This window comes from Flavobacterium sp. LC2016-01, assembly GCF_009711135.1.
Taxonomy (GTDB): Bacteria; Bacteroidota; Bacteroidia; order Flavobacteriales; family Flavobacteriaceae; genus Flavobacterium.
In genome coordinates this window covers 47,050-73,551 of sequence record NZ_WMIC01000012.1, presented here as the reverse complement: position 1 = coordinate 73,551, position 26,502 = coordinate 47,050, and the positions used below count along the sequence as shown (strand labels likewise).

General features: G+C 35.9%; 22 protein-coding genes. 6 read left to right on the top strand and 16 right to left on the bottom strand.

What is annotated here, in order from left to right; all coding sequences use genetic code 11:
- Nucleotides 1–132: 132 nt before the first annotated feature.
- From GKZ88_RS20495 to GKZ88_RS20465, 7 genes are all read right to left on the bottom strand, one after another.
- The gene (locus GKZ88_RS20495; RefSeq protein ID WP_155104175.1) at nt 133–2,439 is read right to left on the bottom strand and encodes a transglycosylase domain-containing protein; all 2,307 of its coding nucleotides are present in this window, start codon (nt 2,437–2,439) and stop codon (nt 133–135) included.
- 9 nt (nt 2,440–2,448) lie between these two features.
- Nucleotides 2,449–2,928 (bottom strand): gliding motility lipoprotein GldH, encoded by a 480-nt coding sequence (locus GKZ88_RS20490; RefSeq protein WP_155104174.1) that lies wholly within the window; start codon nt 2,926–2,928, stop codon nt 2,449–2,451.
- On the bottom strand, nt 2,912–4,252 hold the full coding sequence (gene ricT, locus GKZ88_RS20485) for a regulatory iron-sulfur-containing complex subunit RicT (protein WP_155104173.1): 1,341 nt from the start codon (nt 4,250–4,252) through the stop codon (nt 2,912–2,914). The genes GKZ88_RS20490 and ricT overlap by 17 nt, the downstream gene beginning before the upstream one ends.
- A 175-nt stretch (nt 4,253–4,427) precedes the next feature.
- Nucleotides 4,428–4,658: a ferredoxin gene (locus GKZ88_RS20480; RefSeq protein ID WP_155104172.1), complete on the bottom strand. Its 231-nt coding sequence runs from the start codon at nt 4,656–4,658 to the stop codon at nt 4,428–4,430.
- The gene (locus tag GKZ88_RS20475) at nt 4,658–5,899 is read right to left on the bottom strand and encodes a peptidase U32 family protein (protein ID WP_155104171.1); all 1,242 of its coding nucleotides are present in this window, start codon (nt 5,897–5,899) and stop codon (nt 4,658–4,660) included. The genes GKZ88_RS20480 and GKZ88_RS20475 overlap by 1 nt, the downstream gene beginning before the upstream one ends.
- Before the next feature lie 129 nt (nt 5,900–6,028).
- Nucleotides 6,029–7,387 (bottom strand): rhodanese-related sulfurtransferase, encoded by a 1,359-nt coding sequence (locus GKZ88_RS20470; RefSeq protein WP_155104170.1) that lies wholly within the window; start codon nt 7,385–7,387, stop codon nt 6,029–6,031.
- Between the two features lie 135 nt (nt 7,388–7,522).
- On the bottom strand, nt 7,523–8,485 hold the full coding sequence (locus tag GKZ88_RS20465) for a polyphosphate kinase 2 family protein (RefSeq protein WP_155104169.1): 963 nt from the start codon (nt 8,483–8,485) through the stop codon (nt 7,523–7,525).
- Nucleotides 8,486–8,734: 249 nt separating this feature from the next.
- Between GKZ88_RS20465 and GKZ88_RS20460 the strand changes: the two genes are divergently transcribed.
- Genes GKZ88_RS20460 through GKZ88_RS20450 form a run of 3 tightly spaced genes read left to right on the top strand, consistent with a single transcriptional unit; the run spans nt 8,735 to nt 14,434 of the window.
- Nucleotides 8,735–9,880, top strand: a complete 1,146-nt coding sequence (locus tag GKZ88_RS20460; RefSeq protein ID WP_155104168.1) for an efflux RND transporter periplasmic adaptor subunit — start codon at nt 8,735–8,737, stop codon at nt 9,878–9,880.
- Nucleotides 9,881–9,900: 20 nt separating this feature from the next.
- Entirely contained in the window at nt 9,901–13,074 is a 3,174-nt protein-coding gene (locus tag GKZ88_RS20455) for an efflux RND transporter permease subunit (protein ID WP_155104167.1), read from the top strand.
- The gene (locus GKZ88_RS20450; RefSeq protein WP_155104166.1) at nt 13,067–14,434 is read left to right on the top strand and encodes an efflux transporter outer membrane subunit; all 1,368 of its coding nucleotides are present in this window, start codon (nt 13,067–13,069) and stop codon (nt 14,432–14,434) included. The genes GKZ88_RS20455 and GKZ88_RS20450 overlap by 8 nt, the downstream gene beginning before the upstream one ends.
- Before the next feature lie 177 nt (nt 14,435–14,611).
- Here the strand turns inward: GKZ88_RS20450 and GKZ88_RS20445 are convergent, their stop codons facing one another.
- The 5 genes from GKZ88_RS20445 to GKZ88_RS20425 form a co-directional block, all read right to left on the bottom strand.
- Nucleotides 14,612–15,022, bottom strand: a complete 411-nt coding sequence (locus GKZ88_RS20445; protein WP_133527365.1) for a BrxA/BrxB family bacilliredoxin — start codon at nt 15,020–15,022, stop codon at nt 14,612–14,614.
- A 150-nt stretch (nt 15,023–15,172) separates the two neighbouring features.
- A complete protein-coding gene (locus GKZ88_RS20440; protein ID WP_155104165.1) occupies nt 15,173–16,345 on the bottom strand; it encodes a lycopene cyclase family protein in 1,173 nt (390 codons plus the stop codon).
- A 17-nt stretch (nt 16,346–16,362) separates the two neighbouring features.
- Nucleotides 16,363–16,827, bottom strand: a complete 465-nt coding sequence (locus tag GKZ88_RS20435; protein WP_155104164.1) for a thioredoxin family protein — start codon at nt 16,825–16,827, stop codon at nt 16,363–16,365.
- A gap of 186 nt (nt 16,828–17,013) precedes the next feature.
- Entirely contained in the window at nt 17,014–19,266 is a 2,253-nt protein-coding gene (locus GKZ88_RS20430) for a TonB-dependent receptor (RefSeq protein ID WP_155104256.1), read from the bottom strand.
- Between the two features lie 244 nt (nt 19,267–19,510).
- On the bottom strand, nt 19,511–19,864 hold the full coding sequence (locus GKZ88_RS20425; protein ID WP_155104163.1) for a MerC domain-containing protein: 354 nt from the start codon (nt 19,862–19,864) through the stop codon (nt 19,511–19,513).
- 93 nt (nt 19,865–19,957) lie between these two features.
- Between GKZ88_RS20425 and GKZ88_RS20420 the strand changes: the two genes are divergently transcribed.
- From GKZ88_RS20420 to GKZ88_RS20410, 3 genes are all read left to right on the top strand, one after another.
- Nucleotides 19,958–20,350: a transcriptional repressor gene (locus tag GKZ88_RS20420; RefSeq protein ID WP_155104162.1), complete on the top strand. Its 393-nt coding sequence runs from the start codon at nt 19,958–19,960 to the stop codon at nt 20,348–20,350.
- Between the two features lie 75 nt (nt 20,351–20,425).
- Nucleotides 20,426–22,294 carry an Nramp family divalent metal transporter gene (locus GKZ88_RS20415; RefSeq protein WP_155104161.1) on the top strand — a complete coding sequence of 623 codons (1,869 nt, stop codon included), beginning with the start codon at nt 20,426–20,428 and terminating at the stop codon, nt 22,292–22,294.
- A gap of 96 nt (nt 22,295–22,390) precedes the next feature.
- Nucleotides 22,391–23,044 (top strand): metal-dependent transcriptional regulator, encoded by a 654-nt coding sequence (locus GKZ88_RS20410; RefSeq protein ID WP_155104160.1) that lies wholly within the window; start codon nt 22,391–22,393, stop codon nt 23,042–23,044.
- Nucleotides 23,045–23,060: 16 nt separating this feature from the next.
- On the opposite strand, the gene GKZ88_RS20405 is transcribed toward GKZ88_RS20410, so the two are convergent.
- The 4 genes from GKZ88_RS20405 to GKZ88_RS20390 form a co-directional block, all read right to left on the bottom strand.
- On the bottom strand, nt 23,061–23,528 hold the full coding sequence (locus tag GKZ88_RS20405; protein ID WP_155104159.1) for a hypothetical protein: 468 nt from the start codon (nt 23,526–23,528) through the stop codon (nt 23,061–23,063).
- Nucleotides 23,529–23,606: 78 nt separating this feature from the next.
- Nucleotides 23,607–24,005, bottom strand: a complete 399-nt coding sequence (locus GKZ88_RS20400; RefSeq protein WP_155104158.1) for a hypothetical protein — start codon at nt 24,003–24,005, stop codon at nt 23,607–23,609.
- Between the two features lie 182 nt (nt 24,006–24,187).
- Nucleotides 24,188–24,970, bottom strand: coding sequence for an enoyl-CoA hydratase-related protein (locus GKZ88_RS20395; protein ID WP_155104157.1), 783 nt, complete (start codon nt 24,968–24,970; stop codon nt 24,188–24,190).
- A gap of 10 nt (nt 24,971–24,980) precedes the next feature.
- Nucleotides 24,981–26,396: a HAMP domain-containing sensor histidine kinase gene (locus tag GKZ88_RS20390; protein WP_155104255.1), complete on the bottom strand. Its 1,416-nt coding sequence runs from the start codon at nt 26,394–26,396 to the stop codon at nt 24,981–24,983.
- Nucleotides 26,397–26,502 lie beyond the last annotated feature (106 nt).

Genomic DNA, 26,502 nt, shown 5'->3' with positions numbered 1-26,502 from the left:
CAATGTTTTCTACCAATATTTAACTCCTAGCGGAGTATATATGTAAAAGCTAGTGATCAAAAAAATCCTTTTGTATTCTTCAGACTTAGAAGACTACAAAAGGATTTATTATTTAAAAAACTAAATTTAAGTTTACAACTCGAATTCGTCTGTGTTTTGTTCTGTCTGCGTAGTATCTTTTACGACAGCTGGTCTGCTGTAGCAATCTACTTTTATAGAAAGATTTGCTGGACGCTCAAATTCTGATTTTGAAATCTGAAGGTTTTGATCTTTATAACAAAGCTTCATAAAGTAAGCCCAAACTGGTAATGCTGCAGTAGCTCCCTGTCCATAAGTCAAACTTTTGAAACGTGCTGAACGATCTTCACAACCAACCCAAACTCCTGTTACTAAATTTGGAACCATTCCCATAAACCAACCGTCTGACTGATTTTGTGTTGTTCCGGTTTTACCTGCAATTGGATTTGTAAACATATAAGGGTATCCTGTCCAACGGTTATCACCGCTTCCTCCGCCCTGCGTACGTAAACGCGCACCAGAACCTGTTTCAGTAACACCTTCTAATAATTTGATTACTGCAAAAGCAATATCTTTATTTAAAACGTCATGCGATTCTGGAATTGGTTCATAAATCACCTCACCGCTTTTATTTTCAATTCGGCTTAAAAACTGAGGTTTTACATAAACTCCCTGATTTGCAAATGTGCTGTACGCCGCAACCATATCTTCAACCGTAATATCTACAGCTCCTAATGCAATCGATGGCTGTACTGGAATTTCTGTTTTTACACCTAATTTTTTAGTTAATTCAACCACCGCTTCTGGACCAGTTCTGTCAATTAATTTGGCAGAAACTGTATTGATTGAATTTGCCAAACCTTGTTTCAACGTTACCATTCCGCGGTATCTGTTGTCTGAGTTTCTTGGTTCCCAGTCTTCTGTTACGTGATGACGTCCTTTATGAATCATGAATGGTCCATCTAAAATTGAATCACATGGAGACATATTTAGCTGCTCGATTGCCGTTGCATAAACAAAAGGCTTAAAAGTCGAACCAACTTGTCTTGCTCCCTGACCAACGTGATCGTATTGGAAATATTTGTAATTGATTCCTCCAACCCATGCTTTGATATTTCCGGTTTGAGGTTCCATTGCCATTAAACCAGACTGCAAAAAGTGTTTGTAATAACGAATTGAATCTAGTGGCGTCATAATAGTATCACGTTCTCCTTTCCAAGTAAATATTCGCATTTGCGTTTTTACTTTGAATGAAGCAATGATATCATCCTCACTCTTATCCATATCTTTCATAATTGCCCAGCGAGAAGAATTTTTCATCGCCTGCATCATGATTCTGTCTGTTTCAGCTTGGGTAATATTTACGAAAGGAGCATTTTTATTGGTTTTCATTTCAAGGAAAAACTGCTGTTGTAAATTTTTCATGTGTTCTGAAACCGCTTCTTCAGCATATTGCTGCATTCTTGAATCGATAGTTGTGTAGATTTTTAGACCATCTTTATAAATATCATAATCAGAACCGTCAGGTTTTTTGTTTTCAGCAACCCACTTTTTCATGTAGTCACGAAGATATTCTCTAAAGTATGTTGCCATACCTTCGCGGTGACTTTCTAATTTGAATTTTAAAGTAATTGGCAAAGCCTGCAATCTCAGTTTTTCTGCTGTAGTAATCATTTTTGCTTTTTCCATTTGAGAAAGCACAACATTACGGCGATTTTTTACGCCCTGCGGATTACGAACTGGATTGTATAATCCTGAATTTTTGAACATTCCAACCAAAATCGCTGATTCGTCCATTGTCAAATCTTTTGGATCTTTAGAAAAATAAGTCTGCGCTGCCGAACTTACTCCAACAGAATAATTTCCAAAATCATAAACGTTGCAATACATTGCAAGAATTTCGTTTTTGGTATATTGCCTTTCTAGACGAATCGCAATAATCCATTCTTTTATTTTCTGAACAATTCTAAACGGCAAAAACTTAGAACCTTCTCCGTGAAATAATTGTTTGGCTAATTGCTGTGTTAATGTACTTGCTCCACCATTAGTTCCTAAGGTGAAAACAGCTCTTAAAGTTCCGCGTCCGTCAATTCCTGAGTGTTCGTAAAAACGTGCATCTTCTGTTGCCACTAACGCTTCAACTAAACTTTTTGGCAAATCAGAATATTTAAGCTGAGATCTGTTGGTTTTGAAATATTTACCGATAACTACACCATCTGAAGAAATAATTTCAGTGGCTAAATTTGAGTCCGGATTTTCCAAATCTTCAAACGAAGGCATTGAACCGAATAATCCCCAAGAGGCAAATAAAAAGAAAGCCAGAATACCCAGCAAAGTATATGCAAAAACACGCCAGAACTTCTTTTTATAGTAATTAATATCTTTAACGCTATTTGTTTGATTGTTTTTCTTAGCAGCCATAATTATTTTCTAATCTTTTTGTTCTATTCTAAAACCAACGTCTGTAATACCTTCTAAAGCCTGAACACCAGGAATTTTGCCTGATTCTCTAACAGCTTGTTTAATATGAACTTTATATTTTCCTTTAAACTTTACATCTTCTTTGTAAAACAATTTACTCTCCTTGATATCAGTAAAACCGTTTCCTAACAATGTTCCGTCTGGATTTGCCATTTGATATTCTAAAGTATCCACTTTTGTGAAACCGCTTGGCGTTTCAATAGCCACAATTAGAAACAAATTATTATACGGATAATTGTTGTTGTCTCTCAAATTTACAAATAAATTGTATTTTTTGGTAGAATCTAAAACTGGCAGATCAAATGTTACGACACTATCTTTATTCCAGGCGCTTCCAACCGATTTGTATTCATCAAATACTCTTTTCTTATCGCAAGAGAAAAGAAGTATTGCAACCAAAAGAAGAATTGCGCTATTTTTTATTCTCATTTTTAGTAATAATTATAGGTTTTCTAGGTTCAGCAGGCTTGTTTTCATTCGGTTTATTTGATTTATTCGAATTATTTTGCTTGTTCTGTCCTTTGTTCGATTTATTCGGATTTCCCCCAGCCGGTTTATTATTATTGTTATTATTTCCTTGCTGTGGTTTAGCTGGTGCCGTTGCCACGACCGCATTTTCAGCATTTGGTTTGCGCTTGCGGTTTGGTTTTTTCTTTCTTTTTGGCTGATCAAAACGAGTTAAGCTCTCTTGACCCATTGCATTATTAAAGTCTTTTTCTGGCTCAGAAGTTACTTCGATCGCAAAATCTTCTAATGAAGAAACTTTATTTTTCTGCTTATTCTCGGCAATAATTTCTTTAACCTGATCAATTTTTAAAACATGCCAGTTTGCAAAATTATTAGTGTATGCAAACCACATTAATCCTTTAAAAATATCTTGTTTTTGACAAACAGCGTCTCCTTTTTCGGTTACTAATTTAGTATCGTAATCTGGAAAATCTTTTAAAGCATCCATGTAAGTATCTAACTCATAGTTTAGACAACATTTAAGCTTTCCGCATTGTCCTGCCAATTTTTGTGGATTCAACGACAATTGCTGATAACGCGCCGCCGATGTATTGACACTTCTAAAATCGGTCAGCCAAGTTGAACAGCAAAGTTCACGTCCGCAAGAACCAATTCCGCCTAAACGTGCCGCTTCCTGACGGAAACCAACTTGTTTCATCTCAACTCTTGTACTGAATTCTTTTGCAAAATCCTTAATCAGCATTCTAAAATCGACACGATCATTTGCGGTGTAGTAAAACGTCGCTTTTGATCCGTCTCCTTGAAATTCGATATCCGAAATTTTCATTTCCAATTTATGCTGAATTGCCAATTCACGTGCACGAACTTTCATTGGTTCTTCACGATCACGGGCTACAGACCAAATATCAATATCTTTTTGAGATGCTTTTCTGTAAATTTTCGGAACTTCGTTACTTTCGTGATTTACTCCTTTTTTCTTCATTTGAATTTTAACCAATTCGCCTGTCAAAGTAACAATTCCAATATCATGTCCTGGCGAAGCAACAGTTGCTACAATATCGCCAATACTTAAAGTTAATTTCTCTGAATTTCTAAAAAATTCCTTGCGTCCGTTTTTAAAACGAACCTCAACACAATCAAAAATCGCCTCTCCATTAGACGGACTCATGTTCGAAAGCCAGTCAAAAACCGTCAATTTATTGCAGCTATCGGTGCCGCAAGTCCCATTATTTTTACAACCTTTTGGTGCGCCACCATCTGAGGTTGAACAACTTGTACATGCCATAATTATATATGTAGTGTTGCATAAAAGCAACTTAAGTTCATAAACGTTTGATCGGTAAAGATAGTATTTTTTTTATTTGGCTATTTATAGATTACTTCTAAAGGGTTGTTAAATAAAAAAACCTATTCTGTTTGTCACAAAATAGGCTTGTTTATTGTTCTATAAATTCATTTTTTCAGGTTTTTTTAACCGTAATAATTTTTACCGGACAAGCTTTTGCTGCCAATTCACAGCTTTCTACAATTGCATGACTGGGAGATTTCAAGGTAAAAAAACCTTTTGCATTTTCAGAATGAATCAAAACCGATTTTCCGTCTTTTTTTGACATCTGAAAATGTAACGGATCCATTTCGACGCAGTAATTACAGCCAATGCATTTGTCTCTTTGTAAAGTAACAATCACCATTACGCCTCAACAATTTTATATAATTTGTCCGACATTCTGATTCGGAATGGAAGTTTAAAAGTACAATCGTCACCTTTTGTTGCTTTTTCTGCCGTAAGATCGTTTACAAACATTTCGTCGATAATCATTTCCTGAGCACCAGTACTTGGTCCGGTAACCAAAATTTTATCTCCGATTTTAATCTCGTAAGCTTCAATTTTGAATTGACCAATATTAGCTTTTGGAAAATAATGTGTTCCTTTCCCCACATAAACCTTTTTCTGTGTTGCTGCAGATCCCGCAATATTACTCCATTCTCCTAACTCTTGCCCAAGATAATAACCTGACCAGAAACCGCGATTGTAAACCGTTTCTAAAGCCTGCATCCAAACTGTAATTTTTTCTTTTGAGAAAGTTCCATCGCAATAGGCGTCAATGGCTTCACGATAAGTTTTGGTTACTGTTGCTACATATTCTGGCGCGCGTCCTCGTCCTTCAATTTTTAAAACTTTAATTCCGGAATCGATAACTTGATCTAGAAAATCCAAAGTACATAAATCCTTAGGCGACATCATGTATTCGTTATCCAATTCGATTTCAAAACCAGTTTCCTGATCGATAACCGTATATTTTTTTCGGCAGTTTTGTTTGCAGGCGCCACGATTCGCAGATGAATTATGCGAATGCAGGCTCAAATAACATTTTCCCGAAACCGCCATACACAAAGCTCCGTGTCCGAAAATTTCGATTTCAACCAAATTCCCGTTTGGACCTTTTATTTGCTCTTTTTCAATTTGAGCCGTAATATTTTTCACTTGACGTAAGCTTAATTCTCGGCTTAAAACCATTGTATCGGCAAATAAGCTGTAGAATTTTATAGTTTCGATATTCGTTACATTCAACTGTGTGGAAATATGAACTTCCATTCCTATTGATCTTGCCATGGCGATTACGGCTTGGTCAGAAGCAATTACAGCAGTAATGCTTGCTTCTTTAGCTTTGGTCAATACTGTTTTTACGACAGACAAATCGTGATCGTAAATAATTGTGTTTAAAGTAAGATAGCTTCGAACATTTTTTGCTTCGCAACGATTGGCGATTTCTTTTAAATCATCAATCGTAAAATTCACCGTTGAACGGGCGCGCATGTTGAGTTGTTCTACACCAAAATAAATAGAATCTGCACCATTATTTAGTGCAGCCTGAAGTGACTCAAAGCTCCCTGCGGGAGCCATGAGTTCAATTTTTTCATGAAATGTCATTGTGAATTAATTTTAAAGCTTATACTTTTCTCTTAAAATTAACTTTATGTGGTATTTGAACGTGCTAAAGTTTCGCACTAAATATATTATTGAAAACAGCTGTTTTTTAAAGACTTATACTAAACGCTTTTATTCTAAAATCTTATATATTTTATCAGACAATCTGATTCTGAAGGGAACTTCAAAAGTAACTTTATCACCAATTTTTGCAGTTTGGGTTTCTGCGCCATCAACGATTATTTTATCTAAAACTAATTCCTGATTACCTGTTGTTGGGCCAGAAATTAATATTTTATCACCAACCTTTACTTCTTGATTTTCAACTGTAAATTGGCCAACTTGCGCTTTTACATAATAATGCTCCGCTTTTCCAAGAAGTACTTTTTTTACTTTTATTTTCTGACGGATATCGGCTGGTTTTTCAACCTCAGCAAGAGCAGCATTCGGCAGTTCTCCCGAATGTTTGAATTTTAGATTCTCTGATTTACCTTTTCTGAATACTTTGTTTCCAACTTGTTTTCCGGTTCTCAAACGAACTTGGTCAACCAAAGGCATATGAATAATCTCTAAACATTCTGTTGAACAGCAGTTTTCCATTGCGGCTTTACATTCATCACACTGAATAAATAATAAATGACAACCATCGTTTTCACAGTTGGTGTGATTGTCGCAAGGTTTTCCGCATTGGTGACATTGGGAAATAATATCATCCGTGATTCTTTCTCCAAGGCGATTATCAAATACAAAGTTTTTCCCGATGAATTTGCTTTCTAAACCTTCCGCTTCAATTTGTTTGGCATAATTGATAATTCCGCCTTCTAATTGAAACACGTTTTTAAAGCCTTGGTGCTTAAAGTATGCACTTGCTTTTTCACAGCGAATTCCTCCGGTACAATACATTACCAGATTTTTATCTTCTTTATGATTTTGAAGCTGTTCGTTGATGATTGGCAAACTCTCTCTGAAAGTTTCAACATCTGGAGTAATGGCATTTTTAAAATGTCCAACTTCACTTTCGTAGTGATTTCTAAAATCAACTACAATGGTGTTTGGATCGTCAAGAATCTCGTTGAATTCTTTGGCTTTCAAGTGAACGCCAATATTAGTTACATCAAAAGTTTCGTCGTTTAAACCGTCGGCAACGATTTTGTGGCGCACTTTAATGGTTAATTTTAAAAAGGAATGATCATCATGTTCTACAGCTTCATTCAAACGAATGCCTTTCATGAAATCATAAACTTCAAGAGTTGCTCTGAAAGCCTCCAAGTTTTCTTCAGGAATACTCATTTGAGCATTTATTCCTTCATTGGCAACATAAATTCGGCCTAAAGCGTCGAGTGCGTTCCAGGCTAGAAATAAATCATCGCGAAATTTTTTGGGATCTTCAATTTTGGCATACGCATAGAAAGACAACGTAAGACGTTGTTTACCTGCATCATCGATCATGACAGCTCTTTCTTCTGCGCTCAAAGTGTTATACAGTTGCATGCTATAAACAGTTTTAAGTTAAGAATATTTTTATGAGCGGCAAAAGTACGGAAAAAGGTTCTAAGTTACAAAGGTTCTGAGGTACTAAGGTTTTTAAAAAGAAAAAAAGCAAAACTGTATAAATTATTTTCCTTCTTAATCTTTTTCATCGAGCAATGCTTGTTTTACTGCATTCAACTCTGTGATTTTTTCTTCGCTTACTTTTGGATATTCTAAATCCATTTCGTCCAAAGCATGAATAATTGCTGATGCGATGGCAATTCGGGCATAATATTTATTATCGGCCGGAATAACGTACCAAGGTGATTTTTTGGTTGATGTATTCTTGATCAACTCTTCGTAAGCGAACATATAATCATTCCAATAACCTCTTTCTTTGGCGTCGGCTGCGCTGAATTTCCAGTTTTTATCGGGATTATCAACTCTTTCTATAAATCGTCTTTTTTGTTCTTCTTTGGAAACATTCAGAAAAAATTTGATTACAACGGTTCCGTTTCTATTTAAGTATTTTTCAAAATTTCGGATATCCTGAAAACGCTGGTCCCAAATATCTTCGGTAATCAATTTTTCAGGAATTTTTTGTCCTCTCAAAATTTGTTCGTGCACGCGAACTACTAAAACTTCTTCATAATAAGAGCGATTAAAAATCCCGATTCGCCCTCTTTCCGGCAGATGTTTTTGACAGCGCCAAAGATAATCGTGATCTAATTCTTCAGAACTTGGACCTTTAAAAGAAGAAACCTGACAGCCTTGCGGATTTATACCAGACATTACATGTTTGATTGCACCATCTTTTCCCGCCGCATCCATTGCCTGAAAAATAATCAGCACCGACCATTTATCCTGCGCATATAGAGTGTCCTGCATCGCCGCCAATGCTTTTACTCCCATTTGCAAAGCTTCTTTAATTGCCGATTTTGATTCATCTCCAAAATAAGAAGTAGGCTTTTCCTTTAGCGTAAAATCTTTATCATCACCTACACAATATTGTTCGGAGAACTTTTTGGCCTTATGCAGTAATTCTTTTTTGCTTAATGCTTTTAGATTGCTTGAAGCGCTATTCAAATTCTTCGATTTTATTTTATTTTTTTTTGACATAATAGGAGCTTTTTAGAATTAAAACTGGACACTATAAAAATTTATTCTTACAAAAAAATGCAGTTTAGCGATGTTTTACATCATTTAGTCGGCTTTATTAACAATTGAATATCAATTACATATAAATTTAATAAAAAATAGAAATGAAAATAATATTTCAAATCTTAATTAAAAAAATGTTAACTTAGCTATGGAATTATTTGGTTTTTAGTTAGTTGAGTTTTAATAAAATTTAATAAAAAATTAAAAATGAACAAAATCTACCCTCCAGCAATCTTCTTACTTTTTTTATTGTTATCCTGCAAAAAAGAAGCCCCGCCACAACCCAAGCCACTTGAAATTTCAGTTACAACCGTTTTACAACAGGATGTTAAAATAGAATCTGAATATACTGGACAAACTTTTGGTCAATCTGATATTCAAATTAATCCTAGGGTTGATGGTCTTATCGAAAGTATAAATTTTAAGGAAGGCAGTTTTGTTTCAAAAGGACAACTATTGTATACCATTGATCCATTGCCTTATAAAGCCAAACTCAATGAAGCTGAAGGAGGCGCCGCAGAATCACAAGCGAGATTATCAAAAACCAAATCAGATTTGGACATGATTGCTCCATTGGCAAAAATGAATGCAGTGAGTCAAAGAGAATTAGTTTCGGCTAAATCAGCATATACAGCTTCCATTGCACAAATCAAAGCATCAGACGCATCAGTGCAAAATGCTAGAATTGAATTAGGCTACTGCCGAATTGTTGCACCAATTTCCGGATTAATCGGAATCTCGAAAGTGAGAGTTGGCGATTATGTACGCCCGGGTGCGGCTTCCATTTTAAATACCATTTCTGATTTAGGAGACGTCAGAGTTCGATTCACCATGAGTGAGCAGGAATTTTTGCGTCTTTATAGAGAATTCAACAAACCAAATTCGGCTTTAAGAGGTTCCGGAGCAACTGTGACTTTAAAATTATCAGATGGTTCAATTTATCCTCAAACAGGAAAAGTAAGTTTTACCGACAGACAAATAGATCCGGCAACTGGCGCCATAACATTTGAAGCCGCATTTCCAAATCCTGATAAATTACTTCGTCCGGGACAGTATGCAAAAATTGCATTGCTGACAGACATTCGCAAAGATGCCATTGTAATTCCGCAACGTGCCGTTATAGAAGTACAAGGTATTTATCAGGTTTATGTTTTAGGAAATGACAACAAAGTGCAAATGCAAATTGTAAAACCAGGTCCGGCGGTTCAAAATGGATATATTATTGAAGAAGGTTTAAAACCCGGCGACAAAATAGCCATGGGAGGTACTTCACTATTGAAAAATGGAAGCGTTATTACGCCAAAAGTCACACAATGGCAATTAGGTGAAACAGAAACTGCAGTTACTAAATAATAATCTAGATACATAGTATTATGGGAGAATTTTTCGTTCGAAGACCAATCGTTGCTATTGTAATCAGTATTATTATTGTGATACTTGGATTACTGGCTTTACAAAAAACGCCTATTTCGCAATATCCGGATATTAATCCTCCTGTTGTAAAAATCACTACTTCTTTTACAGGAGCAAATGCGCTGAATGTTGAACAGGCTGTTGCCACGCCAATTGAGCAAAAAGTAAATGGTGTTGAAAACATGTTATACATGAAATCCATCAACACTTCTGACGGTGCCTGTACAATCGAAGTAACTTTTGATGTAGGAACCAATTTGGATAATGCCAATATGCTTACCCAAAACAGACAAAACCAATCGGCGCCATTTATGCCTTCGAGTGTAAAACAACAAGGGGTTGTGGTAAAGAAATCTTTGTCTTTCCCGATGATGCTTTTTACGGTTACCTCAACCAATCCAAAATATGATGCGAAGTTTTTGAACAACTATGCGAGTATTAATATTGTGGATCAATTGGCCCGTATCAAAGGAGTTGGAGAAGTTACGCTCTTTGGAGGAAGTGATTATTCGATGAGAATTTGGCTTAAAGCCGATATGATGAGCAAACTCGGCATTACCGTTGAAGATGTAAAAAATGCACTGAACGCTCAAAACATGATTAGTCCGGGAGGAAAATTTGGTGCTGAGCCTGCTCCTCCAAATACCGAATTTACATATGGTGTTACACTTCAGGACCGATTAGTTACGGAAAAAGAATTTGGAAACATCGTTGTTCGAAGCAAAGAAGACGGAGCACAAGTTTTAATGGGTGATATTGCCCGAATTGAATTGGGAACAGAAAACTACAGCTCAACCGCACGAAGAAACAGTTCACCAAGCGCCGTTGTAGCGGTGTATCAAATGCCAGGAAGTAACGCTCTTGATGTAGCTGAAACTGCTAAAAGTACGATGAAACTGTTATCTGAAAAATTTCCAAAAGATATCGAATATCAGGAATCTTTGGACACCACTTTAGCCATTACTGCCGGAGTTGACGATATTGTTCACACGCTTTTTGAAGCCATTATATTAGTAATTTTAGTAGTATTCATTTTTCTTCAAAATTGGCGTGCTACTTTAATTCCGTTGATTACTGTTCCGGTTTCGCTTATCGGAACTATTGCGGTTTTCCCTTTATTAGGATTTTCCATCAATACATTATCGCTTCTCGGATTAGTACTCGCAATTGGTATTGTGGTGGATGATGCCATTGTGGTTGTAGAAGCCGTTATTCATCATATTGAACATGGCAAAAGTCCGAAAGAAGCAACCGTTCAGGCCATGAAGGAAGTTTCGGGTCCTGTAATTGCGATTGCTTTGATTTTATGCGCCGTGTTTATTCCGGTTGCAATGACACCAGGAATTACCGGACGATTTTATCAGCAGTTTGCCATAACGATTGCCGTCTCGGTCGCGTTCTCGGCATTTAGTGCGTTATCGCTAAGTCCCGCCCTCTGCGCGATGCTGTTAAAACCAACCAAACCGATCGAAGAACAAACCGGATGGCTGGCGAAGTTTTTTGCCGGATTTAACAGAATCTTCGAAAAAGTTACCGGAAAATATATCAGCGGAGCAACCTTTTTTGCTAAAAAGGCCATTCGAATTGTGCTGTTGCTCGTAGTAATATTAGTCGCTACTGCATTTTTAGGAAAGAAAATTCCGTTAGGATTTATTCCCGAAGAAGATCAGGGTTACGTTTTAGTCAATATTGCATTGCCACCCGCATCGTCATTACAGCGTACAGATGAAATTTCGAAAAAAGTAGATAGTTTCTTAAAAGAAGAAAAATCTATTTTATCCTATACGACGATAAACGGATTTAGTATGCTTACTAACTCCTATCAACCTAACAATGCGTTTATTTTCATCTCATTAAAACCTTGGGAAGACCGAGAAGAAACGGCCAAACAATTTGTGGACCGATTTAATATGAAACTTGCCACTCAAATTACGACAGCCACTTGTTTTTCATTTGGTCCGCCTGCAATTCAAGGTTTAGGTGCATCGGCAGGTTTCAGTTTAATGCTTCAGGACAGAGGTGGAAATACACCTCAATACTTGGCCGAACAAACTCAGGCTTTTATTGCCGCCGCACAACAGCGTCCAGAAATAAAACGAATTTATACCACTTTTAATGCCGGAACACCGCAGGTTAAATTAGACATTGATAACGACAAAGCGATGAAATTAGGCATTCCTGTTTCTAAAGTTACAGAAGCATTAGGAGCCTTTTTAGGAGGAAGTTATGTAAACGACTTCAACCGATTTGGCCGTCAATACAAAGTTTATCTTCAAGGTGAAGCAGCTGATCGTGTTCGACCAGAAGATTTAAATTTGATTTATGTGAAAAATAATGCCGGTGATATGTTGCCAATATCAACACTCGTTACAGCAACAAAAGTCACAGGTCCAGATTTTACCAATCGTTTAAATTTATTCCGATCTGCAGAAATCGGCGGAAGCCCAAATGACGGTTATAGTAGTGCGCAAGCCTTAACTGCATTAGAAGAAGTCGCCAAACAGACTTTGCCTGCCGATATGAGTTTCGATTACATCAACTTGTCTTATCAGGAAAAACATTCGCCGGGCGGAGGTTCGGTTTTCATAATGGCATTGGTATTTGTATTCTTAATTCTTGCCGCACAATATGAAAGCTGGAAACTGCCTTTCAGTGTTTTGCTCGGAGCTCCTTTTGCGGTTTTTGGTGCCTTTTTAGGATTAATGCTCGCTAGATTTGGAAGTGATGCTTATGTAAATAACGTTTTTGCCCAAATTGGACTCGTATTGTTAATTGGATTGGTTGCTAAAAATGCCATTCTGATTGTGGAGTTTGCCAAAGAAGAATACGAAAAAGGAAAACCGCTTTACGAGTCGGCGATGGTGGCGGCGAAATTGCGTTTCAGGCCAATTTTAATGACGGCGTTTGCATTCATTCTTGGAGTAGTTCCGTTATTGACCGCAACTGGTGCAGGTTCGCAAGCTCGTATCGTAATGGGAATGGCGGTATTCAGCGGTATGTTAATCGCCACGGTTTTGGGTGTATTAATTGTACCGGGTCTATTTGTAATGATTGAAAACATCGGAAAAAAGAAAGATGATACAGTCATATCTACGGAAGATAATGTGGAACCAAATACTACGGGCCATGATTAAGAGACATAAAATAATCGTCGTTATATTTATCCTGATCCTATTTCCTGTGGGCTGTATGGTGGGGCCAAAATATAGCAAACCAGAACAGCAGCAATCAGATTCATATAAAAACGAAAGAAACCTAGACAGTCTGGCGAACGTAACCAATTTGAAATGGTTTGATCTTTTTAATGATGATGTTTTAAAAGACCTGATTAAAAAAGGCTTGGAAAACAATTACGATCTCAAAATCGCGGTTTCCAGAATTGATCAGCTTCGTGCCGAATTAGGTTATGCCAAAGCCGATTTGTTTCCGACATTTCAATATGGAGCCACAATAAACAGCAACAAGAAAAACTTTACGCCTTCAAATGCCGGAGCAAGTATGTCCTGGGAACTTGATTTTTGGGGAAAATACCGTCATGAAAATAATGCCGTTCAAAGCGAACTCCTTGCTACTGAAGAAGCCCGTAAAGTGGTGCTCTCAGAAATCGTCAGCAATATTGCATATGCGTACTTTCAAATGCGAAACCTTGACGAACAGCTGGAAATTACAAAGTCAACGCTTTCTACCAGAGAGAAATACTATGATATTATAAACGAAAGATTTAAAAGCGGTTATATTTCTGAAGTGGACAAAGTACAAATTGAACAGCAGGTAGCAATTGCAGAAGCTGCGATTCCAAACATTCAAAGACAAATAACGTATCAGGAAAACACAATTGCGCTTCTTACTGGTCAGCTTCCTACTGAAATTCCTAGAGGAAAAAGCAATACCGAATTGCGAATTGTCAGTGAAATTCCACTTTCTCTTCCATCAGCTTTGTTAGAAAACAGACCGGACGTAAAAGCAGCTGAATTACGATACAAAGCAGCGAATGAAAGAATTGGCGTAGCTCAGGCGATGCGTTTTCCATCTCTGAATCTGGCTGCAATTGCTGGCTTCGCGAGTGCCGATTTAAGCAATTTATTTCTGGGAAGCTCCTATTCGCAAAATGCATCGGCCGGAATTGCAGGTCCGATATTTGCCTTTGGAAAAAACAAAAGAAGGGTTGAAATCAATAGACAACAAGCAGAACAATTCAAATTCATTTATCAAAAAACCTATATTGGCGCCGTTTCTGAAGTAGAACAATCTATTCAAAACATCAAAACGTACAAAGAAGAATGGAAAGCTCGCGACAGACAAGTTAAAGCGGCCTTAATAAACTTTAATCTTTCCCGCGAAAGATATGACAGCGGTTACGTTTCCTACTTAGAAGTTTTAGATGTCGAAACCAATTTGTTCAACGCACAATTAAGCTTGGCACAATTATCTGAAAGACAATTAAGTTCGATGGTTGAGTTATATAAAGCACTTGGCGGGGGATGGAATCTTTAAAGGTTCTGAGATGCTGAGGCACTAAGGTTCTAAGATTTTGAACTAAAAACGTATAAAAATAACAAAAGCACTATATTTCTATAGTGCTTTTGTTTTAAATCTTTGTGCCTCTGTACCTTTGTCACTTTGAGCCTAAAACCTTAGAACCTCAGTAACTCAGAACCTTAGTCCCTTAAATTAGCAAAACTCGTTAAACGCGTCTTGCAAATTCTCAGCGATCAATTCAGCTGGGCGGCCTTCGATGTGGTGACGCTCTAACATGTGAACCAATTCTCCGTTTTTGAACAAAGCCATAGATGGCGATGATGGAGGAAATGGAAACATATGTTGTCTTGCAGCATCAACCGCTTCTTTGTCAACGCCAGCGAAAACTGTAATAAGGTGATCTGGTTTTTTAGCTCCGTCTAAACTCATTTTTGCTCCCGGACGTGCATTTCTTGCAGCACAACCGCAAACAGAGTTTACAACAACTAAAGTGGTACCTTCAGCTTTGATAGCGTTATCAACTGCTTCAGCACTATGTAAATCTTGAAAACCAGCAGAAGTTAATTCAGCTTCCATAGGTTTTACCATTTCTTGTGGATACATATTTTTATTTTTTAAATTTTACTTTTATGCTGCAAAGTTACAAAGTTTACCCGCAACTACTTAATTTGAAGTATAAAGTTTTGTTATAGTTCGATTGATAAAGTCGAAAGTTGGAAAGTCACAAAGTCAAAAGCTTGAAAAAACCTGCTTTTACTTCAGTATAACTCTTTTCAAAGCCTTTATAAATGGCATTTTTGGGCATTTCATGATTACTTGAAAATCTTCGAATAAATTGGTTTCCTCATCTAAAAATTTAAAAATCAATTTGGCATTTCCTTTTTTGAATAAAGAAGAAAAAATAGAACTTCCCAATTCATTATGACGATATAAGATATCTAAAAGCAATAAATCATAAAACCAAAATCTATTCTTTTTATGAAACATTGTCATGCTGAGCGGAGTCGAAGCACTTTTACCCTCAATAAACTCAACTAATTCCGAAGATTTTTTATCCGAATTTTTAAAAGTATAACCCGTACTGGCTTTTGTCCAACCGCCGGCAGTTCCAATATTTAAAACTCTTTTGGTGTTCTTTTTCCAAAAAGGATAACTCGTCATCGGGATACTTCCCTGCTCTTTTTCGATAATTTCATATTGATGAATTCCGAGTTTTTCCAAATAGATTTGAATTTCATTTTCGTATTCTTCTTTTGGAAGAAGTTTGTCTGAAAACAAAGTATATTCTACCAAAGCTTCTGTTTTAGAAGTTGGCAAAACATACATAAATCTTGTATTTCCTTTCTGTTCAACCGAAAAATCCATAAAAATGACTTCTTCTGGATTAAAAACTTCTGATTCTAATTTTATAAACCAGCCCGTAAAATGCTGTTGTAAAACGGGATATTTGTTTTGACTTTCGGCGAAAGCCTTAGTATAAATGCTGTTGAACAAATAATGGCAGGTGTATCGATTTTCTTCTGTGCCAACAAAAACATGGTTTTCCAGTTCATTTATATCAGTCACTTTTTCATTTAAAAAAGTAATATTCGACTGATTTGAAATATTCTCAAAAACGAAATTATAAAAATCTAAACCATTGATTTTATTGTATGAATAGGGTTTAAGATCTAAATCACGTTTGAAATTTTCATTGGCAAACAAAGCCAAATCCCATTTTTTTGAAACAATTGAATTCCAAATTGACGCTTCCTTTTCCCAAAAACTCCAAGTTCTGTCATTGTTTTTTTTAGCGTCTTTATCAAGCAGTAAAATTGATTTATCTGAGAATTTGCCAGACAAAACCATTTTATAAACGGTCATTAAAGAAGCCAGTCCGGCGCCAGTAAAAATGTAATCGAAATGTTTGATTTGAGAAGAGTTCATTTTCAAAAATAAGGAATTTATTCTTTTAGTTTTTCTAAAAGAATTTTAAAATCCTTTGATGACAAATAGTTGTTATATTGAAAGATAATTTCGTTTTTCTCATTCAAAACACACAAAACGGGATATGCAATCTGATTATTTATTGTTCCGAGCTGTAAAGCCAGTTCATGAACGCCAACATTATTTCCCGAAGGTTTGTATTTAAATGTCTGATTATTAAAAGTAATTTCTCTTTTTTCCTCCGCATTAAAATCAATGAAATAGAAATCTGAATTTAGTTTTTCGATAATTTCCTGATTTTTAAATGTTGTTGCTTTCATTCTTTGGCAAAACTGACACCAATCGGTATGAATGAAAATAATGATTTTTCGTTTTTGAATTCGCTGTAAACTGTCAATTTCTTCAAAAGAATGGCTTTTCAGCTGACAGAAACCTGTTGCTGAAATTCCGAAGAAGAAGATTAATAGAAAAAGCTTTTTCATTTTGTTTTTTGTTTTTTGGGCCACAGATTGCACAGATTAAATGGATTTTTTTCTGATTTGTCACCCTGAGCGGAGTCGAAGGGCTCGCCAATTGGAACGGGGCTTCGACTCCGCTCAGCCTGACAAATGCAAATCAAAATCTAAAAAAAAATCCATTTAATCTGTGCAATCTGTGGCTATAAAAAATCATCTCAAAGTGTATCGCAATCCCAAAAACCCGCGAATCGTTTGGTTTTGTCCGTAAACATACGTCGTATCAAAAGTCAAACCATAAGGATTATCAGGCCTAACCAAAACTTTTCCGGCCGAATCGTACTGCACATTTTTATCAAAAGGATCATTTGTTCTCGAAATCAAAAACGGATTGTTTTGCATTGGCGTAAAATTCAGCAAATTTTTGATGCCTCCATAAAGCTCAAAATTCTTCCAGCCCGTAAAGGTAAACTGAATATTCTGAATGCTGTACCAAGGCGAATTTGGATTTCGAGGATCTGTTTCGCTCAACAAAGGCAACTTCATCGGACTGTAAACATTCCCGGTATAATCAATTAATAAATTCCACGGCTGTATTTTGTATGAAACGCTCCAGGTTGCAGTAAAATTCTCGGTTAAAAAAGGTCTTTCAGAAATTCCGTTCTGCACATTTTTATTATCTAGAATTGTCGCGCCCACAATAAATTTTAAACCTGACGGAAAATTAAGATCGACATTCGTACTGATTCCTTGACTCAACGCATATCCGTCGATATTATCGTAAACAATCTTGTTTGGGTCAGTTTCGTAATCAGAAATGATTTTATTGCTGAAACGGGTGTAAAAAGCCGTTGTTTCGATACCCATAAAAGTTCCATTGCCAAAATTAATTTTCTGAATATAATTCAGATTCACATTTACCGACTGTTCCGGTTTCAAATCATTTGCAATCACAACATCTCTTGAACCTGTCAACGCAGCGTGATCTTCGGTAAACAAATTCACAACTCTAAATCCGGTTCCCGCATTTAATCTGAAAATCGTGTTTTCATTGGCTTTGAATCGATAGGCAAATCTTGGCGTAAAAATAGAACCGTGAATCGAATTGTAATCATAACGCATTCCGAGCAAAACCTGGCTTTTTGGAGAAAATGTAATTTCGTCCTGAACAAAAACGCCCGGAAGCCAAGTACTTTCAGCTTCTTTAGTTGCTGTTGTGTTATCATCGTAATACGAATATCGGCTGGCAATTCCGGCAAGCATATCATTTCGACCTATCTTTTTATCCCATGTCAATTGTAGAAAACCAATTTTCTGATTCGCGATATATGACGTTGTTCCGTAACGACTGTCTTGATAATGCACATTTCCAGAGAACGAAAGCATCAATTTTTCTTCAAATGGCAATTGGTAACTGCCTATTAATTCGGCTCTTTTGGTATAAATACTTTCGCCATAAATTTCATCGCCTCCGCGATTTTTCTTTTCCCAGCGCACATCTCCGCCCCAACGATCTTCGTACATCCCGCGTACCGCAACACTGAAAAGCCGATTATTGTTTCGCAGAAAACTCCATTTATTAAAAACCGAAATTCGGTCAGAAAGGGTCACATCCGTAAAATTGTCTTTGTCTTTATCAATAACCTGATTGTAATTGAAATAATTAAGGCCCAAAAGTGCGTTGGCTTTTTTTCCGATATTAAATTTCATTCCCAAATCAAGATTGTTTTCGAAATAAGTAGTCGTAAAATAATCGGCAGAAAACATTGGAGCGTTTGTTGGGTTTTTAGTGATAATATTGATCAAACCGCCAACCGCTTCACTTCCATAAAGAGATGAAGCAGGGCCTTTTACAATTTCAATTCTTTCCACCAAAGAATTTGGAATTCCAGACAAACCGTAAACTGTCGAAAGACTGCTCACAATTGGCATTCCGTCAATTAAGATCAAAGTATAAGGACCTTCCAATCCATTTATATGAATATCGCCCGTGTTGCAGACACCGCAATTCAGCTGTGGCCGAACGCCATTTACATTCTGAAGCGCATCATAAATACTTGGCGTTGGATTTTTTTTGAAGAAAACCGGCGAATAAACCTCAACCGGAACAGCACTTTCTAAACGTTTTACTGGTTTTAAGGTTCCTGAAACTACAACTTCGTTAAGTTCGTTTTGATCTTCAGTCAATTCAAAGTCAAGATTTAAATTTTGATTTTCTAAAACCGAAATTTTTTGGGTTATGCGTTTGAATCCCGTTGAAGTTACATGTATTTTATAATTCCCTTTCGGAACATTTTCTAATTTATAAAAGCCAATTGAATCGGTTTGTGTTTTAAAGTTTGTATTTAATAAGCTGATATTAATTTCCTGTCCTGCAGGAATTAGACTGTCAATTTTTCCGGAAATATTTTGCGAATAAAGGCGTGTAGCAGAAATTATTAATATTGTCAAAAATAAATATTTCATCATTATAAAATTAAATTTAGACAAAACTAAAAATTAAATTTGATAAATATTGTTTCTAATTACAATAATTTTAAACGGATTGAATTCAATGTGTTAGATTTCTGTTTAAACTTTGAAGAAAAATATTAAAAGCATCTATTTTTAATCTCTCAAAATGCTAACACTTTCTAAACCAAATAAGTTATACAAGATGATTTAAGCTTCACTTTAAATGGGCTTACATAACTTATATGGTTTTATTTTTTTAATGATTTTGTTTTTTGTGCCAATTGTAATTCAATAAATGCCCGATTATCATTCCGATGCCGCCGAAATAGATTAATTCAAGATGCATTTCAAACATGATTTCACTCAAAATACTGATCCAAATTAAACTCATTGAAACAACTAAAATTGACGACACTAAAAGCGATGATTTTTTTATAATTTTGATTATTGCAAATAAACCAAAAGAAGCAAAAATCAAATCGATTATCGGGTTATGAATTAGTCCTAAAGGAAGGATTGTCAGAACAGGAAAAATCAAGCAATGCACCAAGCAAAATGTCGCGCTTGAAATTCCTAAAATATCGTAAAAAGATGTTGTTGTTTTCTTCATAAGTTGCAGATTTGCTTAATGCAATTTAGTTGCAAATATATCACAATTTTATTAGTTGCAACAATGTTGCGATAAATTTTTTAATTTATAAAAATGAAAACTACACGTAACACCACAGCAAAGACGGCCGTTTTAGAGGTTTTTGAAAAATCCAGAACCGCGCTCTCACACACCGAAATTCAAAAACAATTGAACGATGTCTGCGATCGCGTTACTATTTATAGAATCCTTGATCGACTAGTTAACGACGATATTGTGCACAAAATTTCGAACCTCGACGGAACAGTAAAATATGCAAAATGCAATCATTCTAACCAGCGAGTTCACATACATAATCACGCTCATTTCAGCTGTGAAAACTGTCATGAAATTACATGTCTCGAAAATGTAAAACCGAGTTATATTATGCCGCATAATTACAAAGTGAAAGAAATCAATTTTACATTGTCAGGATTATGCCCGAATTGTTTAAATTCTAACACCTAAGTTTTAGACTCGCCTAAAAATATTGTTATACGAATATAATTTTTACATATATTTGTTAAAACAACATTTTTTACAATGACCAAATCTTTAGAAGAAGTAAACCAATCGGTTGCTACAGAACATAAAAAAACAGGATTCAGGAAAATATTAGCCTTTTTGGGCCCCGCATATTTAGTCAGCGTTGGTTATATGGATCCCGGAAACTGGGCAACAGACATTGCCGGCGGAAGTCAGTTTGGTTATACGCTTGTCTGGGTCTTATTGATGAGCAACTTAATGGCGCTGCTTTTGCAAAGTTTAAGCGCGCGTCTCGGAATTGTTACACAACGTGATTTGGCGCAAGCTTCGCGTGAAACCTATTCTAAATTCATCAACTACATTTTATACTTTCTGGCGGAAATTGCAATTGCAGCCTGTGATTTGGCAGAAGTTCTCGGAATGGCAATCGGAATAAACCTTTTATTTGGAATTCCTTTAATGGAAGGTGTTTTAATTACCGTTTTAGACACTTTTCTTCTCTTATTTCTAATCAACAAAGGAATTCGCAAAATGGAGGCCTTTATTATTGTTTTAGTCGCAATTATTGGTTTTTCTTTCATCTTCGAAATGATTTTTGCCCAACCGGAAGTTCCAAAAATCCTCGCCGGACTAATTCCTTCAATCCCAAATTCGGCGGCTTTGTATATTGCCATCGGAATTATCGGAGCGACTGTAATGCCACACAATCTTTACCTGCATTCGTCTTTGGTCCAAACCAGAAAATTTGACCGAACTCCAGCCGGAATAAAACAAGCCTTAAAATACAATTTAATAGATTCTACGATTGCCCTAAACCTTGCTTTCTTTGTTAATGCTGCCATCTTAATTCTCGCCGCGGCAACATTTCACAAAAATGGAATGTTTGAAGTTGCTGAAATTCAGGATGCACATAAATTTCTGGAACCTTTATTAGGAACTAAATGGGCGCCAATTTTATTTGCAGTAGCCTTAATCGCTGCGGGACAAAGTTCGACCGTAACCGGAACGCTTGCAGGACAAATTGTTATGGAAGGTTATCTGCATTTGCGTATTCAGCCTTGGGTACGCCGAATCATCACACGTTTAATTGCCATTGTTCCGGCTTTGATCGTGATTTATATTTATGGCGAAAGCGTAACCGGCAAATTATTGATTTTAAGCCAAGTTATTCTGAGCCTTCAATTAGGATTTGCCATAATTCCGCTTATTCATTTCGTGAGTGACAAATCAAAAATGAACGGTTTTCATATTTCAAAAACCACACAGTTCGTTTCCTGGATTATTGCTGCGATTATCGTTTCATTAAATGCAAAATTAGTTTATGATGAAATTACTTCTTGGCTCGAAAGTTCAAATCATCCTGCTGTTCTCTGGTTTACTGTTGTGCCACTCGCTTTCGGATTCCTTGGATTGTTGTTATACATCGTTTTTAAACCTTTCATTGCGAAAGCAAAAATAAAAACCCTCAATCATTCTCCGCACAACCTGAAACTGCAGTTTACACCAAAAGAAAGCCAAAGCATAAAAAACATAGCGGTTTCTGTCGATTTCTCAAAAGCCGATGAAGCAGCGCTAAACAAAGCTTTTGAATTAGGCGGAAGCGACACTCAATACACACTTATTCACATTGTTGAAACTGTCGGTGCTTTAATGTATGGAGGAAATGTGGACGATCATGAAACTACTATAGACGAAAAATTGCTTTTAGAGTATCAAAGCATGCTTTCAGAAAAAGGTTTCAAAATCGAAACGAAACTTGGTTTTGGAAAACCAAACAACGTAATTCCGAAAATTATAAACGAAGGAAATTTTGATATTCTCGTTATGGGAACCCACGGCCACACCGGATTAAAAGATATTCTTTTTGGCACAACGGTAGATAAGTTGAGACATAAAATTTCGATACCTTTGTTGATAGTAAAATAGTTGCTAAGGTTCTAAGATACTAAGATTCTGAGATTTTCTTTTGGATTCTTAAAACTTAGAATCTTAGTCCCTCAGAACCTTAGAACCTTTCAAAAAATGACCTTTTCAGAAGAAAATTATCTAAAATCAATATATCACTTAACTGCTTCTTTAGAAACCGAAGTGAGTACCAATGCTATTGCTGAAATGATGGAAACCAAAGCATCTTCGGTTACTGATATGCTTAAAAAGCTGGCAGATAAAGATTTGGTTAATTATAAAAAATACCAAGGAGTTTCTTTGACCGAAAACGGAAAACTGGCAGCCAAAATGATTGTCAGAAAACACCGTTTATGGGAAGTGTTTTTAGTTGAAAAGCTGAATTTCTCTTGGGATGAGGTTCACGATATTGCAGAACAATTAGAACACATCAAATCGGAACAATTGATCAACCGTCTGGATGATTTTCTTGGAAATCCGACAGAAGATCCGCACGGCGACCCTATTCCGGATGCCAACGGCCGAATTATTAAAATTGAAAAACAGCTTTTATCTGAATTAGAAGAGAACCAAACCGGTGTTTGTGTGGGCGTGAAAGACACTTCATCAGAATTTTTGAAATATCTGGACAAACAAGGAATTGCTTTGGGTTCAAAAATTGAATTTCTTTCTAAAGAATCTTTTGATTTATCGGTCCGAATTAATGTTGACGGAAAGGAGTTGTCAATTTCGAATAAAATTGCTTCTAATTTATTTGTGAAGCTGGTTTAAAAACTCAATTCTGTCTTTAAAAATCTAAATTCACAAAATGATTCTCCAAATTCTGAATCAGATTATCAGCTCTGTTTAAGCTCAATAGATTTATTGAAAGTCCTTTTTTATCTTTAGAATTTGTTTTTATATAAAGGATGAAATGACTCACACTGAAACCTTTAATTTCATCAAACTTTAATCGGCGGGTTGCAAATGCGTTTTTCAAAATAATCGAATCACTAGCAAAAATTATCTTTTTACTAAAAACCGAAATAATCAAAACAGCGTCAAAAACAATTAATGCCATGATTAATAAAGGCATCGAATAGTAAAAGAAATTTATTGAACAGCAGGTATAATACATTTTTAATGCAAAAGCATCGGCAGGCAAAGAAATAAATGGAATTATTAATAAGCCTATTAAAGCAATTATAAATGAGATTGAAAAAAAAGTAATAAAAGCTTTCAATCTATCTGATATACTATATACGTTACCTTGCATTGTTTTTCATTTTAAAAAACAATGCAAATTTAAAGTATTTTTCTTACAAAATAATAAAGCCGAAAAACTTTAACAATTTTAGATTATTCCTTTTTCAATCATCTCCAACATAACCGGCGAAGCATTTTTAAATGTCGGGTCTTGCTCGATAATACTTCCGGCGTTCTTTTTATTTACTTTAAAAGTTACATCGTTGTCTGTAGTAAACAAAAGCGCTGTCAGAAAAGGTTTTTTGATATAAGTTCCCAAAACCAACAAAGCTTCCTCTAAACTATGAATGCTTTCAATTTCTTCGGTTTTATATCGAGAAGTTAATGAAATGGAGAAAGTGTCATCTTCATTCAGAACTAGTCTGAAATAGATGTTTTTTATTTCTGTGTCGCCCATTGTTTTTGCCAAAGTCAGTTTTGCGAAAGTTCCATTTTGGATGCTTTCTTTAACTCGTTCACAAAAAAGGGCAAATATTGGTTCGTACATTTTTTTTAAAGGTGCTAAGGTTCTGAGATGCTAAGGTTCTAAGTTTTTAAAACCTTTGCCTATTATTTTAACCGCAAAGGTCGCAAAGATTTACGCAAAGGTCGCTAAGTTTTTTATTTTCTTTGTGTGCTTTGGGTAATCCCTCGCCCCCGATAGCTATCGGGATTGCGGTTAAGAAAAAATTATTTTCCTGTAAATTCGGCTTTACGTTTTTCTAAAAACGCGGTTGTTCCTTCTTTAAAATCCTGCGTTCCGAAACATTTTCCGAAAGATTTTATCTCTGTATCAAATCCGTTTTTGCCATCTTCAAAATTAGCATTTATAGCTTTTATAGCTTTTGCTATCGCAAACGGAGCGTTTTTAATGATTTTTTGCACTATTACAGTTGTGAAAGATAAAAGTTCTGCTTGAGGCACAACATGATTTACTAAACCATATTGTTTTGCTTCCTCTGCAGAAATCATTGCTGCCGTCATAATCATTTCCATGGCACGGCCTTTTCCAACTAACTGCGGTAAACGCTGCGTTCCTCCATAACCCGGAATTAATCCTAAAGTTACTTCTGGCAATCCCATTTTTGCATTGTCTGAAGCGACTCTAAAATGACAAGCCATTGCCAGTTCTAATCCGCCTCCAAGAGCAAAACCATTTACGGCTGCGATAACAGGTTTTTTAAGGTTTTCGATAAAATCGAATAAAGTTTCCTGACCTTCTGCTGCCAATTGTGCACCTTCAACAACGGTATAATTGGCAAATTCTGAAATATCAGCTCCGGCAACAAAAGCTTTTTCACCGCTTCCGGTTAAAATTATAGCGCGAACTTCATCATTTTTGCTCAATAACTTTATTGCTTCACTCAGATCACTGATTGTTGCTTTGTTTAAAGCATTTAATTTAGCAGGTCTGTTAATTGTAATTGTTGCAATTTTCTCTTCAATAGCAATTAAAATATTTTCGTAATTCATGACGCTGATTTTATGAGTTTGTAATAGGCAAAGAAACCGTAAAAGTGGTTCCTTTTCCGTAAGCTGATTCAAAGGTAATTGTTCCTTTGTAATTTTCTATGATGTTTTTTATAATTCCGAGTCCAAGTCCCATACCACTAGTTTTAGTGGTGAATTTTGGTTCAAAAATTCGGCCGATATCTAGTTTCTGGATTCCAATTCCATTGTCTTTTACCGCGATTTCAACATTATTATTTCTCCTTTTTACGGTAACTACAATTGATTTCTTAAACTGACTTTCGGGAATAGCCTGAGTCGCATTTTTAACCAAATTCGTAATAACACGGATCAACTGCGTACGATCCATTTTCGAAATAATTTCTTCTTCATCACTTTCGAAAGAAATATATTCTTCGTTGAAAATATCCAATGCCAATTCGACAACCTCAACCACATTCAAAGTTTCATTTTGCTGCGCCGGCATCGAAGCAAAGTTCGAAAATGCCGAAGCCACTGCCGTCATGGTATCAATCTGCTGAATTAAGGTTTCAGAATAATCATTCATTTTCTGCTTGACATCTGGAGCGGCAGGATCAAACTTTCTTTGGAAACTTTGAACTGTTAATCGCATTGGTGTAAGTGGATTTTTAATTTCGTGTGCAACCTGTTTCGCCATTTCGCGCCAGGCTTCTTCACGCTCACTTTGTGCTAATTTAATCGCACTGGTTTCCAGTTTATCAACCATTCCATTATAAGCTTTTATCAGGAAGTTGACTTCTTTACTATTGGCTTCTAAAACAATTTTTTCGTTTTTCTGATCCAGATTTGTTTCTTCCAAACGGTCTGAAATTGTTTTTAACGATTTTGTGATATAGGTTGAAAGTAAATACGCCAATCCAAAAGCCACAATAAGCATAAAAGAATATACTTGACTTAAGCGAATCAGGAAAGTATTCAACTCATTATCGTAATAACCGTCGTCTTCTAAATACGGAAGATTTAGAATTCCGAGTGGTTTGAATTTTTCGTCTTTTATTAAACTATATGAAGATCTATTTTTTACTCCATCAATGGTTTTAATGTCGACAAAACGCTTTTCGATAGAGGAACGGACTAATTTTAAAATATATTCCGGAATTGGCGGCGGTGCTTTGTCAACGGCAAAAGATTCTTTTGAAGATTTAAGCAGTTTTCCGTCAAGGCTGTAAATGTTGATTTCAATTTTATGAATCTGCGCTAACTCGTGAATTTTATCTTTGAAGATTAAATCCAGGTTTTGTGTTTTAAGCGGGTAAGTCGTGGTCGAAAGCACATAATTGATATGTTCTTTTACTGCATTTTCTTTTCGTTCTAAACGTTCCTGATGATATTCTTTGGCCTCAGTTTTAAACTGAATAATTGAAATCGAAGCCAATAAAAAAGATGCCACAACAATCAATACAATCATCGACAGGAAAATCCTGGTACGAAGGGACAGCATTGTCATTTTGAAGTTGTTAAACATAATTTTTGTTTTATTTTGTTTCAGGTTTCAAGTTTCAGGTTACGTTGCG

Coding starts and splice junctions, on each gene's coding strand:
- GKZ88_RS20495 (WP_155104175.1), bottom strand. CDS start 2,439: ATGGCTGCTAAGAAAAACAATCAAACAAATAGCGTTAAAGATATTAAT.
- GKZ88_RS20490 (WP_155104174.1), bottom strand. CDS start 2,928: ATGAGAATAAAAAATAGCGCAATTCTTCTTTTGGTTGCAATACTTCTT.
- ricT (WP_155104173.1), bottom strand. CDS start 4,252: ATGGCATGTACAAGTTGTTCAACCTCAGATGGTGGCGCACCAAAAGGT.
- GKZ88_RS20480 (WP_155104172.1), bottom strand. CDS start 4,658: ATGGTGATTGTTACTTTACAAAGAGACAAATGCATTGGCTGTAATTAC.
- GKZ88_RS20475 (WP_155104171.1), bottom strand. CDS start 5,899: ATGACATTTCATGAAAAAATTGAACTCATGGCTCCCGCAGGGAGCTTT.
- GKZ88_RS20470 (WP_155104170.1), bottom strand. CDS start 7,387: ATGCAACTGTATAACACTTTGAGCGCAGAAGAAAGAGCTGTCATGATC.
- GKZ88_RS20465 (WP_155104169.1), bottom strand. CDS start 8,485: ATGTCAAAAAAAAATAAAATAAAATCGAAGAATTTGAATAGCGCTTCA.
- GKZ88_RS20460 (WP_155104168.1), top strand. CDS start 8,735: ATGAACAAAATCTACCCTCCAGCAATCTTCTTACTTTTTTTATTGTTA.
- GKZ88_RS20455 (WP_155104167.1), top strand. CDS start 9,901: ATGGGAGAATTTTTCGTTCGAAGACCAATCGTTGCTATTGTAATCAGT.
- GKZ88_RS20450 (WP_155104166.1), top strand. CDS start 13,067: ATGATTAAGAGACATAAAATAATCGTCGTTATATTTATCCTGATCCTA.
- GKZ88_RS20445 (WP_133527365.1), bottom strand. CDS start 15,022: ATGTATCCACAAGAAATGGTAAAACCTATGGAAGCTGAATTAACTTCT.
- GKZ88_RS20440 (WP_155104165.1), bottom strand. CDS start 16,345: ATGAACTCTTCTCAAATCAAACATTTCGATTACATTTTTACTGGCGCC.
- GKZ88_RS20435 (WP_155104164.1), bottom strand. CDS start 16,827: ATGAAAAAGCTTTTTCTATTAATCTTCTTCTTCGGAATTTCAGCAACA.
- GKZ88_RS20430 (WP_155104256.1), bottom strand. CDS start 19,266: ATGAAATATTTATTTTTGACAATATTAATAATTTCTGCTACACGCCTT.
- GKZ88_RS20425 (WP_155104163.1), bottom strand. CDS start 19,864: ATGAAGAAAACAACAACATCTTTTTACGATATTTTAGGAATTTCAAGC.
- GKZ88_RS20420 (WP_155104162.1), top strand. CDS start 19,958: ATGAAAACTACACGTAACACCACAGCAAAGACGGCCGTTTTAGAGGTT.
- GKZ88_RS20415 (WP_155104161.1), top strand. CDS start 20,426: ATGACCAAATCTTTAGAAGAAGTAAACCAATCGGTTGCTACAGAACAT.
- GKZ88_RS20410 (WP_155104160.1), top strand. CDS start 22,391: ATGACCTTTTCAGAAGAAAATTATCTAAAATCAATATATCACTTAACT.
- GKZ88_RS20405 (WP_155104159.1), bottom strand. CDS start 23,528: ATGCAAGGTAACGTATATAGTATATCAGATAGATTGAAAGCTTTTATT.
- GKZ88_RS20400 (WP_155104158.1), bottom strand. CDS start 24,005: ATGTACGAACCAATATTTGCCCTTTTTTGTGAACGAGTTAAAGAAAGC.
- GKZ88_RS20395 (WP_155104157.1), bottom strand. CDS start 24,970: ATGAATTACGAAAATATTTTAATTGCTATTGAAGAGAAAATTGCAACA.
- GKZ88_RS20390 (WP_155104255.1), bottom strand. CDS start 26,396: ATGATTGTATTGATTGTTGTGGCATCTTTTTTATTGGCTTCGATTTCA.